The organism is Microvirga sp. Mcv34, from assembly GCF_024519725.1.
In the GTDB taxonomy this organism is placed as follows: Bacteria; Pseudomonadota; Alphaproteobacteria; order Rhizobiales; family Beijerinckiaceae; genus Microvirga.
Genome location: NZ_JALJRK010000044.1, coordinates 1 through 13,243 on the forward strand (window position 1 = coordinate 1; position 13,243 = coordinate 13,243).

Annotated in this window: 11 protein-coding genes; 6 read left to right on the plus strand and 5 right to left on the minus strand. The window is 66.6% G+C overall.

The window, feature by feature from the left end; all coding sequences use genetic code 11:
- The 3 genes from OC446_RS20145 to dxs form a co-directional block, all read left to right on the plus strand.
- Positions 1 to 2,082: DUF2339 domain-containing protein (locus OC446_RS20145; RefSeq protein WP_262030807.1), on the plus strand; the 2,082-nt coding region annotated here is incomplete at its 5' end.
- Positions 2,083 to 2,112: 30 nt separating this feature from the next.
- Positions 2,113 to 2,361 carry an exodeoxyribonuclease VII small subunit gene (locus tag OC446_RS20150; protein WP_009764792.1) on the plus strand — a complete coding sequence of 83 codons (249 nt, stop codon included), beginning with the start codon at positions 2,113 to 2,115 and terminating at the stop codon, positions 2,359 to 2,361.
- A 100-nt stretch (positions 2,362 to 2,461) separates the two neighbouring features.
- Entirely contained in the window at positions 2,462 to 4,369 is a 1,908-nt protein-coding gene (dxs, locus tag OC446_RS20155; protein WP_262030808.1) for a 1-deoxy-D-xylulose-5-phosphate synthase, read from the plus strand.
- Here dxs and OC446_RS20160 read toward each other — a convergent pair.
- Entirely contained in the window at positions 4,366 to 5,079 is a 714-nt protein-coding gene (locus OC446_RS20160; protein ID WP_262030809.1) for a superoxide dismutase, read from the minus strand. The genes dxs and OC446_RS20160 overlap by 4 nt on opposite strands.
- Positions 5,080 to 5,183: 104 nt before the next feature.
- Here OC446_RS20160 and OC446_RS20165 point away from each other — a divergent pair, with 104 nt between their 5' ends.
- Positions 5,184 to 5,912, plus strand: coding sequence for a TlyA family RNA methyltransferase (locus OC446_RS20165; protein WP_262030810.1), 729 nt, complete (start codon positions 5,184 to 5,186; stop codon positions 5,910 to 5,912).
- Positions 5,905 to 7,155: a class I SAM-dependent RNA methyltransferase gene (locus OC446_RS20170; protein ID WP_262030811.1), complete on the plus strand. Its 1,251-nt coding sequence runs from the start codon at positions 5,905 to 5,907 to the stop codon at positions 7,153 to 7,155. The genes OC446_RS20165 and OC446_RS20170 overlap by 8 nt, the downstream gene beginning before the upstream one ends.
- A gap of 56 nt (positions 7,156 to 7,211) precedes the next feature.
- Here the strand turns inward: OC446_RS20170 and OC446_RS20175 are convergent, their stop codons facing one another.
- The 4 genes from OC446_RS20175 to OC446_RS20190 all read right to left on the minus strand — a co-directional run bounded on the left by OC446_RS20175 (position 7,212) and on the right by OC446_RS20190 (position 12,109).
- Complete coding sequence (locus OC446_RS20175) at positions 7,212 to 7,961, minus strand: SOS response-associated peptidase (RefSeq protein WP_262030812.1); 750 nt, start codon at positions 7,959 to 7,961, stop codon at positions 7,212 to 7,214.
- Between the two features lie 260 nt (positions 7,962 to 8,221).
- Positions 8,222 to 9,217, minus strand: a complete 996-nt coding sequence (locus tag OC446_RS20180) for a magnesium transporter CorA family protein (protein ID WP_262030813.1) — start codon at positions 9,215 to 9,217, stop codon at positions 8,222 to 8,224.
- Between the two features lie 257 nt (positions 9,218 to 9,474).
- Positions 9,475 to 10,326 (minus strand): SDR family oxidoreductase, encoded by an 852-nt coding sequence (locus OC446_RS20185; RefSeq protein ID WP_262030814.1) that lies wholly within the window; start codon positions 10,324 to 10,326, stop codon positions 9,475 to 9,477.
- Positions 10,327 to 10,330: 4 nt separating this feature from the next.
- A complete protein-coding gene (locus OC446_RS20190) occupies positions 10,331 to 12,109 on the minus strand; it encodes an acyl-CoA dehydrogenase (RefSeq protein ID WP_262030815.1) in 1,779 nt (592 codons plus the stop codon).
- Between the two features lie 124 nt (positions 12,110 to 12,233).
- On the opposite strand from OC446_RS20190, the gene OC446_RS20195 reads away from it, so the two are divergent.
- On the plus strand, positions 12,234 to 13,205 hold the full coding sequence (locus tag OC446_RS20195) for an L-threonylcarbamoyladenylate synthase (RefSeq protein WP_262030816.1): 972 nt from the start codon (positions 12,234 to 12,236) through the stop codon (positions 13,203 to 13,205).
- The last annotated feature ends 38 nt before the right edge of the window (positions 13,206 to 13,243 follow it).

The window sequence follows — 13,243 nt, forward strand, 5'->3', positions numbered from 1 at the left end:
GCGCTCTACGATCTCATCGATCCCGCCACGACCTTCGTGCTGCTCGGGGCCATCGCGGTCCTGACCATGGTGGCCGCGACGCTCCACGGCCCTGTTCTGGCGGCGCTCGGCCTCGTCGGCGCCATGGGAAGCCCGCTTCTGGTTTCCTCGACCGACCCGCAGCCCTGGGCGCTGGTGGTCTATCTCGGCTTCGTGGTGCTTCCCGCCTACGGGGTGGCCCGTCTCCGCCTGTGGCGCTGGCTGGCCCTGGCCGCCGCCGTGGGAGCCCTGGCCTGGACCCTGCCGATTTTCTTCCTCGACGCCGCCAACACGCTGCCCGCCATGGTGCATCTCGTGCTCCAGGCCGGGCTTGCCGCCTTCTTCCTCGGGGTCGATCCCTACCGCCATGTGCCAGACGAGGAGGCGCGGACGGACTGGGCGGCGAGCGCCGTCCTCGCCGCCTTCGCCCTGGCCGGGATCATCGTAACGAGCTCCGTCGCCACGGGGGACGGGCGCCCGGTGTTCATTGTGGCCTTGGCTCTCGTGCTGCTGGCGGCAGGGTTTCGTGCCGCTTCCGTCGCCTCGGCCACGGCGAGCGCGGCCCTGCTGGCGGCAGGTGCCCTCCTGGTTTGGCCCCTGGCGAGCGACATCGGGGATGCGCCGGAGAACCTGTTCTACCAATCCGGCGACGCCTTCGCTGTCCGGCCCTATGCTTTGACTACTTATCTGATCCTGGCCGCGCTCCTTCCGACGGCGATCGCCGCAGTCTCCCTGCTCCGGCTCGCGATGTCGCGGGGCCTGCGCCTGCCCATCGCCGCCTGGTATGCCGGTGCGGCGAGCGCCGGGCCGCTGCTGGCCCTGGTCGCCGCCTATTGGCGGGTCACGAGTTTCGAACCCAGCCTGTCCTTCGCTGTCGTGGCGGGGTCGCTCGGCCTCGCCTTCGTGCTGGCCACCCAATGGCTGATGCATCGGAGCGGGAACGGCGCCGTTCGCCTCGGCCTCGGCGCGACCGCCTCGGCGGCCCTGGGAGCACTCGCCCTGGGCCTCACCTTCGCCCTCGACAAGGGCATGCTCACGGTCGCATTCGCCCTGGCGGCCCTGGGTACGGCCTGGATTTCGGAAAGAACCGCCATTCCCGCCCTACGCTATGCCGTCGGGGCCGTCGGGCTGATCATCTTAGGCAGGCTGGTCTGGAATCCGACCATGGTGGGCGGAGACCCGGGCCCGATTCTGGTGAACTGGCTTCTGTGGGGCTATGGGGTTCCCGCCGTCTCGTTCCTGCTGGCGAGCCGCCTCCTGGAGCGCTCCGGGCGCGACCGCATCGTCCAGCTCACCGAGAGCTTGGGATTCGTCTTCGCGACCTTCCTGGTGTTTTTCGAGATCCGCCATGCACTCTATGCAGGCAATCCAGTGGCTGCCGATTTCAGCCTCATGGAGGCCGGCTTGCTTGCGACAGAAAGCCTCGCTTTCGCGATTCTGCTGACGCGTCTCGACGTGAGACGGGCCGATCCGGTCTACCGCTGGGGTTCCCTAATCTTCAAAGTCGCATCGTTCGGACTCGCCGCAATCGGGCTGCTCATGATCGCGAACCCACTCATCACCAACGACCTGATTACAGGCGGGATCGTCTTCAACAGCCTGCTGATCGCCTATCTCCTGCCTTCCATCCTGGCCGGAGCCTTGGCCTTGGCTGAGCGGAATGTTCGTCCGCGCTTCTATTCTCTGGCCTCCGCGATCCTGGCACTCATCCTGCAGTGGGCTTATGTGGCTCTGGAAATTCGCCTCGTTTTTCAGGGCCGGCACCTGGGCATCTGGCGAGGCTTCACTCAGGGCGAGCAATGGAGCTATTCGGTCGCTCTACTCCTTATCGGCATGGCCCTGCTCGGCTTCGGGCTCCTGCGGGACAACCGCTTCGCCCGCTTGGCTTCAGCCGCTTATCTGGTTCTGGCGGTCCTGAAAGTCTTCATCGTCGACCTCGCCAATCTGGAAGGCGTGATGCGCGCCCTGTCATTTATCGGGCTCGGCCTTGTTCTCATTGGCATCGGTCTCGTCTATCAGAGACTCCTCGCGCGCCGACCAAGCGATGCCGCAATTCCATCGTGAGATCGAGCAAGAACAGACACGGATACCCGCATGACCGACACCGCCTCCATCAAGACCCTCCCCTTCGAGAAGGCCCTGGCCGAGCTTGAGGACATCGTCCGCCGCCTCGAGCGCGGCGACGTGCCCCTGGAGGATTCGATTGCGATCTACGAGCGCGGCGAGGCCCTGAAGAAGCACTGCGAGCAGCTCCTCAAGAAGGCCGAGGCCCGCATCGAAAAGATCACCATCGGGCCCGACGGAGCCGCCTCCGGCACGGCTCCGCTGGACGTCGCGGAATAGCCCGGTCCGGCGAAGAAGCCTTGTGTCGCGTTTGACCAAGGCCCTCCGCGACCTTATCTCCTGGAGATGGCCTCCGGCTTAAAGCTTGGCGAGTAAAACGTTGTCCACACCCCTCCTCGACACCATCAAGACCCCGGACGACCTGCGTCATCTGCCCGAGAACCAGCTCCGGCAGGTCGCGGACGAGCTGCGGACGGAGACGATCAGTGCCGTGTCCGTGACCGGCGGGCACCTGGGCGCGGGCCTGGGGGTCGTCGAGCTGACGGTGGCGTTGCATTACGTGTTCGACACGCCCCGCGACCGGCTGATCTGGGACGTGGGCCACCAGGCCTACCCGCATAAGATCCTCACCGGGCGCCGGGACCGGATCAGAACCCTGCGCCAGGCGGACGGGCTGTCGGGCTTCACCAAGCGGTCCGAGAGCGAATACGATCCCTTCGGGGCGGCGCATTCCTCCACGTCAATCTCGGCCGGCCTCGGCATGGCGGTGGCGCGGGATCTGGAGGGTAATAAGAACAACGTGATCGCCGTGATCGGCGACGGGGCCATGTCGGCCGGCATGGCCTATGAGGCCATGAACAATGCCGGCGCCATGCATTCGCGCCTCATCGTGATCCTGAACGACAACGACATGTCCATCGCGCCGCCCACCGGCGCCATGTCGTCCTATCTCGCGCGCCTCGTGTCCGGCGGGACCTATCGCGGTATCCGCGAGACGGCCAAGCAGCTGGCGAAGAAGCTGCCGAAATTCATCTACGACAAGGCCGCCAAGGCGGAAGAATTCGCCCGCGGCTTCTGGACCGGCGGCACCATGTTCGAGGAGCTCGGCTTCTACTATGTGGGCCCCATCGACGGTCACAACCTCGACCACCTGCTGCCGATTCTGAAGAACGTCCGCGACAGCGAGACCGGGCCCATTCTCGTCCATGTGGTGACCAAGAAGGGCAAGGGCTACGCCCCCGCCGAGGCCGCCGCCGACAAGTATCACGGGGTCGTCACCTTCGACGTGGTGACGGGCGCGCAGACCAAGGCCAAGGCCAATGCGCCCGCCTACACCAAGGTGTTCGGCGAGAGCCTGATCAAGGAAGCGCAGGCCGACGACAAGATCGTGGCCGTCACGGCCGCCATGCCGTCGGGGACCGGGATCGACCTCTTCGGCAAGGAATTCCCCGCCCGCACCTTCGACGTGGGCATCGCCGAGCAGCACGCGGTGACGTTTGCGGCCGGCATGGCCACGGAGGGCTACAAGCCGTTCTGCGCCATCTATTCCACCTTCCTGCAGCGCGCCTACGACCAGGTGGTGCACGACGTGGCGATCCAGAACCTGCCCGTGCGCTTCGCCCTCGACCGGGCAGGCCTCGTGGGCGCCGACGGGGCAACCCATGCGGGATCCTTCGACGTGGCCTATCTCGGCTGCCTGCCCAACATGGTCGTGATGGCCGCCGCCGACGAGGCCGAACTGGTCCACATGGTGGCGACCGCCGCGGCCCATGATTCGGGCCCCATCGCCTTCCGCTATCCGCGCGGCGAGGGCGTGGGCGTCGACATGCCCGAGAAGGGCATCCCGCTCGCCATCGGCAAGGGTCGGATCGTCAAGGAAGGCAGCCGCATCGCGCTCCTGTCCCTCGGCACCCGCCTGTCGGAAGCCTTGAAGGCCGCCGAGGAGCTGGAGGCGCGGGGCCTGTCCACCACCGTGGCGGATGCCCGCTTCGCCAAGCCCCTGGACGAGGAGCTGATCTTGGCTCTCGCTCGCGACCACGAGGTCCTCGTGACCGTCGAGGAAGGCTCCATCGGCGGCTTCGGCTCCTATGTGCTGCAGCTCCTCGCCGACAAGGGCGCCCTCGACCGGGGCACCCTGAAGGTCCGCTCCATGGTCCTGCCCGACATCTACCAGGACCAGGACAAGCCCGAGCGCATGTACGCCAAGGCCGGCCTCGATGCCGCCGGCATCGTCACCCGGGTGTTCGAGGCCCTTGGCCAGGAAGGCGCCCGCAAGGTCAGGGCTTAAACCGTCAGCGTTCCCGCCTTGGCGGCGGCATACCGTTCCCCGATGCGGTTCCAGTCGAGCACGTTCCACCAGGCCTTGAGGTAATCCGGCCGGCGGTTCTGGTATTTCAGGTAATAGGCGTGCTCCCACACGTCGTTGCCCATGAGGACCCGTTGCCCGTCCATCAGGGGCGTGTCCTGGTTGGGCCGCGTCGTCAGGGCGAGCTTGCCCTCGCGGGACACGGTCACGAAGACCCAGCCGGAGCCGAACTGCTTCTCGCCGGCGGTGTTGAAATCCATCTGGAACTTCTGGAACCCGCCGAGATCCCGGTCGATGGCAGCCTTAAGGTCACCCGAGGGCTGGCCGCCCTGGCCGCCCATGATCTGCCAGAACATGGTGTGGTTGGCGTGCCCGCCGCCGTTGTTGCGGACCGCCGTGCGGATCGACTCCGGCACCTTGCTCAGATTCGCCAGCATGTCCTGGAGAGGCATCTTGGCCGCCTCGGCATTCTGGCCCAGCGCCGCATTGAGGTTGTTGACATAGGCCGCATGGTGCTTGTCATGGTGGATCTCCATGGTCTGCGCATCGATATGCGGCTCGTTCTTGGAGGGCGCATAGGGCAACGGATCGAGCTTGAACGGTCCCGCCGGGGCTTGCGCCCAAGCGCGGGGGATGGCAGCGCTGGCGGCCAGCAAGGTTGCACCGGTCAGAAGATGGCGACGGCTCAGCATGGGACCTCCGTTGGCCTGTTTGGATTGTGGACGAAAGATGTTGTAGGGCGGAACTTGGTTCCGGCACCTGAAGGGATCGTGATCCAGATGAGTTCGAGGCTTCCATGACCCGCAAGCGCGCCGATGTGGTTCTCGTCGAGCGCGGCTTCTTCGCGAGCCGGGCCCGGGCGCAGGAGGCCATCGCGGCCGGCCTCGTGACCGTGAACGGGGCCGTCATCCGCAAGGCGTCCGACGGGGTGCCGGACAATGCCGTCATCACGGCCGAGCAGCCGCACCCTTACGTGTCGCGCGGCGGCGTGAAGCTGGCGGCGGCGCTCGATGCCTTCCACATCGACCCGAGGGACAAGATCTGCCTCGATATCGGGGCCTCCACGGGAGGTTTCACGGAAGTGCTGCTGAAGCGCGGCGCCGCCCATGTCTACGCGGTGGATGTGGGACACGCCCAACTCCACCCCACCATCGTGGGCAATGCGCGGGTGACCAATCTCGAAGGCACGGACGCCCGCTCCCTGAACGCCGACCTCATTCCGCAGCCAGCCGATCTCCTCGTGTCGGACGTGAGCTTCATCTCGTTGAAGCTCGTCCTGCCTCCCGCCATCGCGTTCCTGAAACCCCGAGCGGACCTCGCCGTTCTCGTGAAGCCGCAATTCGAGGCCGGGCGCGATCACGTGAAGAAGGGCATCGTGCGCGATGAGGCGGTGCATCGCGCCGTCTGCGATGACCTGTCATCCTTCGTGACTTCCCTCGGCTTTGAGGTTATCGGGCTCATCCCGTCCCCCATCGAAGGTGGCGACGGCAATCGTGAATTTTTGTTGGGAGCCCGCCGTGGCTGAACAGGTCATCATCAGGCGCCTCGGCGCGAAAGCCGACGGCATCGCCGAGACGCCGTCCGGTCCCGTCTTCGTGCCCAAGGTGCTGCCGGGCGAGACCGTCACCATCGAGCGCGACGGGTCGCATGCGCGCCTCGTCAGCGTCGACGTCGCATCGCCCGAGCGCGAGACGCCGTTCTGCCCCTATTTCGACGATTGCGGCGGCTGCGCCACGCAGCACATGAAGCACGGTTTCTATCAGGCCTGGAAACAGGAAACGCTCGTCCACACCCTCAAGCAGGCGCGGATCGAAGCGCCCGTCGAGCCGCTCATCGACGCCCATGGCGAAGGACGGCGGCGCGTGACGCTGCATGTGCGCTTTCCCGACCGCGCCATGCATGTGGGCTTCATGGCCCCACGCAGCCACCAGATCGTCGAGATCGCCTTCTGCCCCATCACGGTGCCTGCCTTGAAGGACCGGGCGCCCGCCATCGCGCGCGCCATCGGCGAGCACCTGAAAGGCCCGCGCAAGCCCCTCGACATCCAGATCACCGCGACGCAGACCGGCTTCGACGTGGACGTGCGTGGTTACGGCCCCCTGAAGGATCAGGACCGCATCCGCCTCATCGATCTCGCAGCGAGCCTCGACCTGTCGCGCCTGTCGATCCACGGCGACGTGATCGTGGAGCGGCGTCCGCCCGCGATCACGATGGGCCCTGCCGCTGTCGTGCCGCCCGCGGGCTCGTTCCTGCAAGCGACGCAACTCGGCGAGGAGACGCTCGCCCGCCTCGTGACCGAGGCCTGCACCCGCGCCAAGCGCGTGGCCGATCTCTTCGCCGGAGCGGGCCCCTTCGCGCTGCGGCTGGCGGAGAAGGCCGACGTTCACGCGGTGGAATTCGACAAGGGCGCGATGGTGGCGCTAGAGAAGGCTGCCCGCGCGACGCCCGGCCTGCGCCGCGTCACGACGGAAGCGCGCGACCTCTTCCGCCGTCCGCTGCTGACGCCGGAACTCAGCGCCTTCGACGCCGTGGTGCTCGATCCGCCCCGCGCGGGTGCGGAGGCGCAGGCGAAGCAGCTCGCAGTTTCGAAAGTCCCCCTCGTGGTCAGCGTCTCCTGCGACGCCGCCACCTTCGCGCGCGACGCCGCGATCCTGATGGCAAGCGGCTTCCGCCTCGAACGTGTCATTCCGGTCGACCAGTTCAAGCATTCGCCGCATCTGGAAGTCGTGGGAATCCTACGGCGGGACGTGGTGAAGAAGCGACGGTAAAAAAGCCGTCATCCCGGCTCGGCTGACGCCGTCCGGGATGACGGCATTGAAATAATTCAAAACAAGCTCCCCTGCTCGTCCTCATCGCTGGAGAGCGGCTTCTTCGCCTTGGGCTTCTTCTCCTTCACCGGCGCGGGCTCCGGTCGGGCGAGCGGCTCCAACAGGCCCGGATCGTCGTTCTCGACCTTGTTCACGCGGCTTGAGACCGGCACCAGGTCGAGCCAGTCGTCGGGACAAGGACGCACGAGACGCATCACGTCGGCGCGCTCATCGCGGACATCGAGCCATGCGGCGATGTCGTCCTCGGAGAGGATCACGGGCATGCGGTCATGCACGGCGGAGAGCGTGCCGTTGGCATCCGTGGTGACGATGGCGGCCGTGTCGATCTCCGCCCCATCCGGGCTCATATAGGTCTCCCACAGGCCCGCCATTGGCATGGGCTTGCGGCTGCGCGGGCGGATCAGGAACGGGGTCTTCTCGCGTCCCTCGCGCCGCCATTCATAGAAGCCGTCGGCGAGGAAGATGCAGCGCCGGCGCTTGAGCGCGGCCTTGAAGGTCGGCTTCGTCTCCAGCGTTTCGCCGCGCGCATTGATGACGAGGGGAAAATCCTTCGGGTCCTTCACCCAGGATGGCAGGAAGCCCCAGCGCACCAGCATGAAATGCCGCTCGCCGCGGTCCTCCAGCACGATGGGGACCGGCTGCGTGGGAGCCACGTTGTAGCGCGGAGGAAAGTTCGGCTGCTCGGGATAGCCGAAGAAATCCCGATAGGTCTCGGGAGGAAGCGTGATCGCATAGCGCCCGCACATGGTGGTTTCCTCTCGTTCCTGCCCGTCATGGCCAGCCTTGTGCCGGCCATCTCGACTATTTGAGGCAGTGCGCTTTTCCTTATCGGGATCACCGGCACAAGGCAGGTGATGACGACCGTGGAGCCTCTCTCCTCCCTCATCCTGAGGAGCCTGCGCAGCAGGCGTCTCGAAGGAGGTTCCAGAGAGCATTGAAACCGCCCTCGTCCTTCGAGACGCTTCGCTCCTCAGGATGAGGGCTTAAGTGGGACTTGCTCCCAATGCTAAAGCCACCGCTTCCAGCGGAAGTAGAGATAGGGCAGCACGGCGGCGAGCACCATCAGCATGATGGCCCATGGATAGCCGAACTGCCAGTCGAGTTCCGGCATGATCTTGAAGTTCATGCCGTAGAGCGACGAAACCAAAGTCGGCGGCAGAAAGATGACCGACATGACCGAGAAGATCTTGATGATATCGTTCTGCTCGATGGTGACGAGGCCGAGCGTGGCGTCGAGCAGGAACTGGATCTTGTTGGACAGGAACGTTGCGTGCTCCTCGATGGATTGCACGTCGCGCAACGCCGTGCGCCATTCGGTCTTGTAGCCCGCCGTCTTCTGCGGCCGCGGCATGCTGGCCGACAGGAACAGCAGCATGCGCTCCACCGACACCATGCTCTCGCGCACGTTGGAGATGACGTCACCCTTGCGGCCGATGGATTTCAGCGCGACCCGGTAGGAGGCGGCGCGGCGCGCGCCCTGCTTCTCGTTCTCGAAGATCGATTGCGACAGGCGATCGATGCGCGTTCCCACGGTGCCCAGGATCTCGGCCGCGCGGTCGATGATGGTCTCGAGCAATCCGTCGAGCACCGCCTCGGGCTGGTGCCGGCAGCCGCCTGGCTTGACGGCGCGGGCCATGAACATGCTGAAGGATCGCGGCTCGCCGTAGCGCACCGTCACGAGCGCCCGCTCGGTGAGGATGAACGACACGTCGATCAGCTTCGGGTTGTCCGTGTCGGAACTGCACAGGACGCGGGCCGTCATGTAGCGCGCGTTGTTCTCGTGGTAGAGGATCTCGGAGGGCTCGATATCGGCCATCTCCTCCTTGGTCGGGATCTCGATGCTGAGGTGGGCCTCGACGAGCCGGTCCTCATCCTTGGTTGGATCGACCAGGTCGATCCAGAGGGCATCCTGGGGGATCGGATCGCCCGGCGGGAGCACCTGTCGGTCGAGGGACTCGCCCATAGGGCCCTTCACCTGCGCCGGCCTGTGGATCACAATCATACGCGTACTTGCCCTTTGGAAGCCATGTCATGTCCGATCGACGAGGGCTTTGTACTCCCGTGAGATCGCCCTGTCATTCCCGGCCAACGTCGCGGGGAATGGCACCCTCCCCGTCATGGCCGTCCCGGATTTGATCCGGGGACCAGTGCCTGCCAGCCCGATTGGAGGAGCACGGCGCTTCAGGCGATCGAGATCACCGGGACAAGCCCGGTGATGACGTGGGAGAGTATCCACCGACCGAAATAATACGGATCAACCTAACCCAACGATGACAACGGCGGCGTGTCGTCCGGCACAAAGAAATCGGGCGCAAGAGGTTGGCTTGGATCGACCCGGTATTTCTCGAAATCGGCCACGCCCTCACCGTGCAGGAACACGTCGTCGATGAGGAAATGGCCCGAGAAGCCGCGCGCGGGCTTCAGGAAGATCGCATGGGCCGCATCGGCCAGGATCTCCGGCGTGCGGCTCGCCTGTACGAGAGCATCGCCGCCGAGCAGGTTCCTGATGGCGCTCGTGGCGATGGTCGTGCGAGGCCAGAGCGCGTTGACGGCGATTCCTTTGGCCCGCAGTTCTCCCGCCAGCCCGAGCACGCACAGGCTCATGCCGTATTTGGCGAGCGAATAGGCCAAGTGCGGCGCAAACCATTTCTCGCTCATGTCGAGGGGCGGCGAGAGCATGAGGATGTGCGGGTTCTCGGCCTTTTCCAAATGCGGGATCGCGTATTTCGACACCATGTAGGTGCCGCGCGTGTTGATCTGGTGCATCAGATCGAAGCGCTTCATGTCGGTCTGGGGCGTCGGCGTGAGGCTGATGGCGCTCGCGTTGTTGACCACGATGTCGAGGCCGCCGAAGGTCTCGACCGTTGCCGCGATGGCGCCCTTCACGGCCTCCTCGTCGCGGACATCGACCAAGAGCGGCAGGGCCTTGCCGCCCGCCGCCTCGATCTCCTCCGCGGCTGTGAAGATGGTGCCGGGAAGCTTCGGATGGGGCTCGGCGGTCTTGGCCGCGATGACCACGTTCGCGCCGTCACGGGCGGCGCGAAGGCCGATGGCAAGGCCGATGCCGCGCGAGGCGCCGGTGATGAACAGGGTTTTTCCGTTGAGGCTCATGGGATCAGCCCGCCAGCGCGAGGTTTGCATCGTTGAGGAAGCCGGCGCCGGCCATCACCGTCTCCTCCAGGCCCCGGGCCCCGACGGCGATGTTCTCGGCGAAGAACCGGCACAGCGCGATGCGGCCCGCATGCGCTGGATCCGTGTCGCCGGCCTTGGCCTGCGCCTGCGCGGCGAGCGCCATCTCGGCCAAGGCCGTGCCACCCTGCGCCAGCGCAAACAGACGCAGATACGGCGTCGCCCCGGCCAGCGCCTCGCCCTGGGCATTCGACGCGACCGCCTCAAGCAGGTAACCCGTGGCCCGGTCCAGGCTCTCGACCGCATCGCGCAGGCGCGCCGCCGTGGCCCCGAAGGCGGGCGTGCCCTCCTTCAGGAGCCGCGCCACCGTGGCGCGCATGGAGGCGATCTGCCCGCGCACCGTCTCGCCGCGGGCGAGCGGCAGCTTGCGGGTGACCAGATCGATGGCCTGGATGCCGTTGGTGCCCTCGTAGATCGGCGCGATGCGCGCATCGCGCAAATGCTGGGCCGCGCCGGTCTCTTCGATGAAGCCCATGCCGCCATGCACCTGCACGCCGAGCGATGCCACCTCCATGCCGATATCCGTCGAGAACGCCTTCGCCACCGGCGTGAGCAGGGAAGCGCGCTCGTTCGCCTTCTTGCGGCGTGCCGGATCCTGTTCGAGATGCGCCCGGTCGATGGCCTCGGCGGTCATGTAGCAGATCGCCCGCGCGGCGGCGGTGAGCGCCTTCATGGTGAGCAGGTTGCGCTGCACGTCCGGATGCCCGGCGATCGGGCTCATGCCCTCCGCGGCCCCGATGGCGCGGCCCTGCCGGCGCTCTTTCGCATAGCCCAGCGCCTGCTGATAGGCGCGCTCGGCGATGGCCACTCCCTGCAGGCCCACGGCGAGGCGGGCGTTGTTCATCATCGTGAACATGCAGGCGAGGCCCCGGTTCTCCTCGCCGACGAGCCAGCCGATGGCGCCGCCCTCATCGCCGAAGATCATCGTGCAGGTGGGCGAGGCATGGATGCCGAGCTTGTGCTCGATGGAATGGCAGCGCACGTCGTTGCGCGTCCCGTCGGGCAGAAATTTCGGTACCAGGAAGAGCGAGATCCCGCGGGTGCCGGCCGGCGCATCGGGCAGGCGCGCGAGCACGAGGTGGACGATGTTGTCGGTGAGGTCGTGCTCGCCGTAGGTGATGAAGATCTTCTGGCCGGTGATGCGGTAGGTGCCGTCGCCTACGGGCTCGGCCCGGGAGCGCAGGGCCGCGAGATCGGAGCCGGCCTGCGGCTCCGTGAGGTTCATGGTCGCGGTCCACTCGCCTGAGACGAGCTTGTCGAGGTAGCGGCGCTTCAGGTCGTCCGAGGCATGGGCGGCGAGAGCCTCGATGGCCCCCATGGTCAGCACGGGCCCGATGCCGAAGGCCATGGAGGCGGCGTTCCACATCTCGACGCAGGCCGAGTTGAGCAGGGTTGGCAGGCCCTGCCCGCCATAGGCCACCGGCCCCGGCAGGGCATTCCAGCCGGCTTCCGCCCAGGCCCGGTAGGCCTGCGTCCAGCCGGGCGCGGTGGTCACCTGGCCGTCCTTGAAGGTCGCGCCGACCCGGTCGCCCTCACGGTTGAGGGGGGCGATCACGTCGTTGGCGAAGCGGCCGGCCTCGTCCAGGATGGTCTCGGCCAGATCGACGGACAGGTCGCCGTAGATGCCGTCGGCCACGGCCCGGTCGAGGCCCGCCACATGCTGCATGGTGAAGACAATGTCCGGTACAGGCGCGCGGTAGGTCATAAAGGTTTCCTCTCAAACACGGGGCTTTTCATATTGACGCGTGTTCTCGCGCCGTTAAACCCGCCCGGCAAGGGCAAAGGCCCCGTCGGAAAAGGATAGTTTAGACGTGAACGATCACGGGTCAATGCGCCAAACGGAGCGTCTGGCGGCCGATGCGGCGGGTCTGGCCCGGGCGGCGGACATCCTGCGGGACGGCGGCCTCGTGGCCTTCCCGACGGAAACGGTCTATGGCCTCGGTGCCGACGCGACCGACGCGGAGGCGGTGGCCGGGATCTATGCCGCCAAGGAGCGCCCGAGCTTCAACCCGCTGATCTCCCATCTGGACAGCTTCGAATCCGCCCGAAGCCAGGGCTGGTTCGACGAGACGGCCACCCGTCTGGCAGAGGCCTTCTGGCCCGGCCCCCTGACCCTGGTGGTGCCGGTCGCCCCCAGCTGCACCGTCTCGGACCTCGCCCGCGCCGGACTCGACAGCGTGGGCTTGAGAGTGCCGGCCCATCCCCTCGCCCATGCGCTTCTGGAACGGACGGGCCGCCCGGTAGCCGCGCCCTCGGCGAACCGCTCGGGCCGGGTCAGCCCCACCGATGCGGATCATGTGTTGGGGGATCTCGACGGACGGATCGACGCGGTTCTCGACGGCGGCGCCGCACAGGTCGGCGTGGAATCGACCATCGTCTCCTGCCTCGGCGGCACCCCGCGCCTGCTCCGTCCGGGAGGCGTTCCCCGCGAGGCCATCGAGGCCTTGATCGGCATGAAGCTGGAGGAGGGCGGCGAGGCAGGCTCCGGCCCGCTCGCGCCCGGCATGCTGGCCTCGCACTATGCCCCGCGGGCGCAGGTGCGCCTGAACGCGACAAGCATCCAGCCGGGAGAAGCCGCGCTGCTGTTCGGCCCCGGAGCGCCTCAAGGCGTCGAGGCGGCACAAGCCACCCTGAACCTCAGCAAAAACGGCGACCTCGTGGAGGCCGCCGCTCATCTGTTTTCCTATCTCAGGCAACTCGACGCCTCGGACGCCACGACCATCGCGGTGGGTCCCATCCCGGAGACCGGCCTGGGCGAAGCCATCAATGACCGTCTGAGACGCGCCGCGGCGGACCGGTAGACGCTCCAGACCGCAAACATGTCATCCCCGGCCTCGTG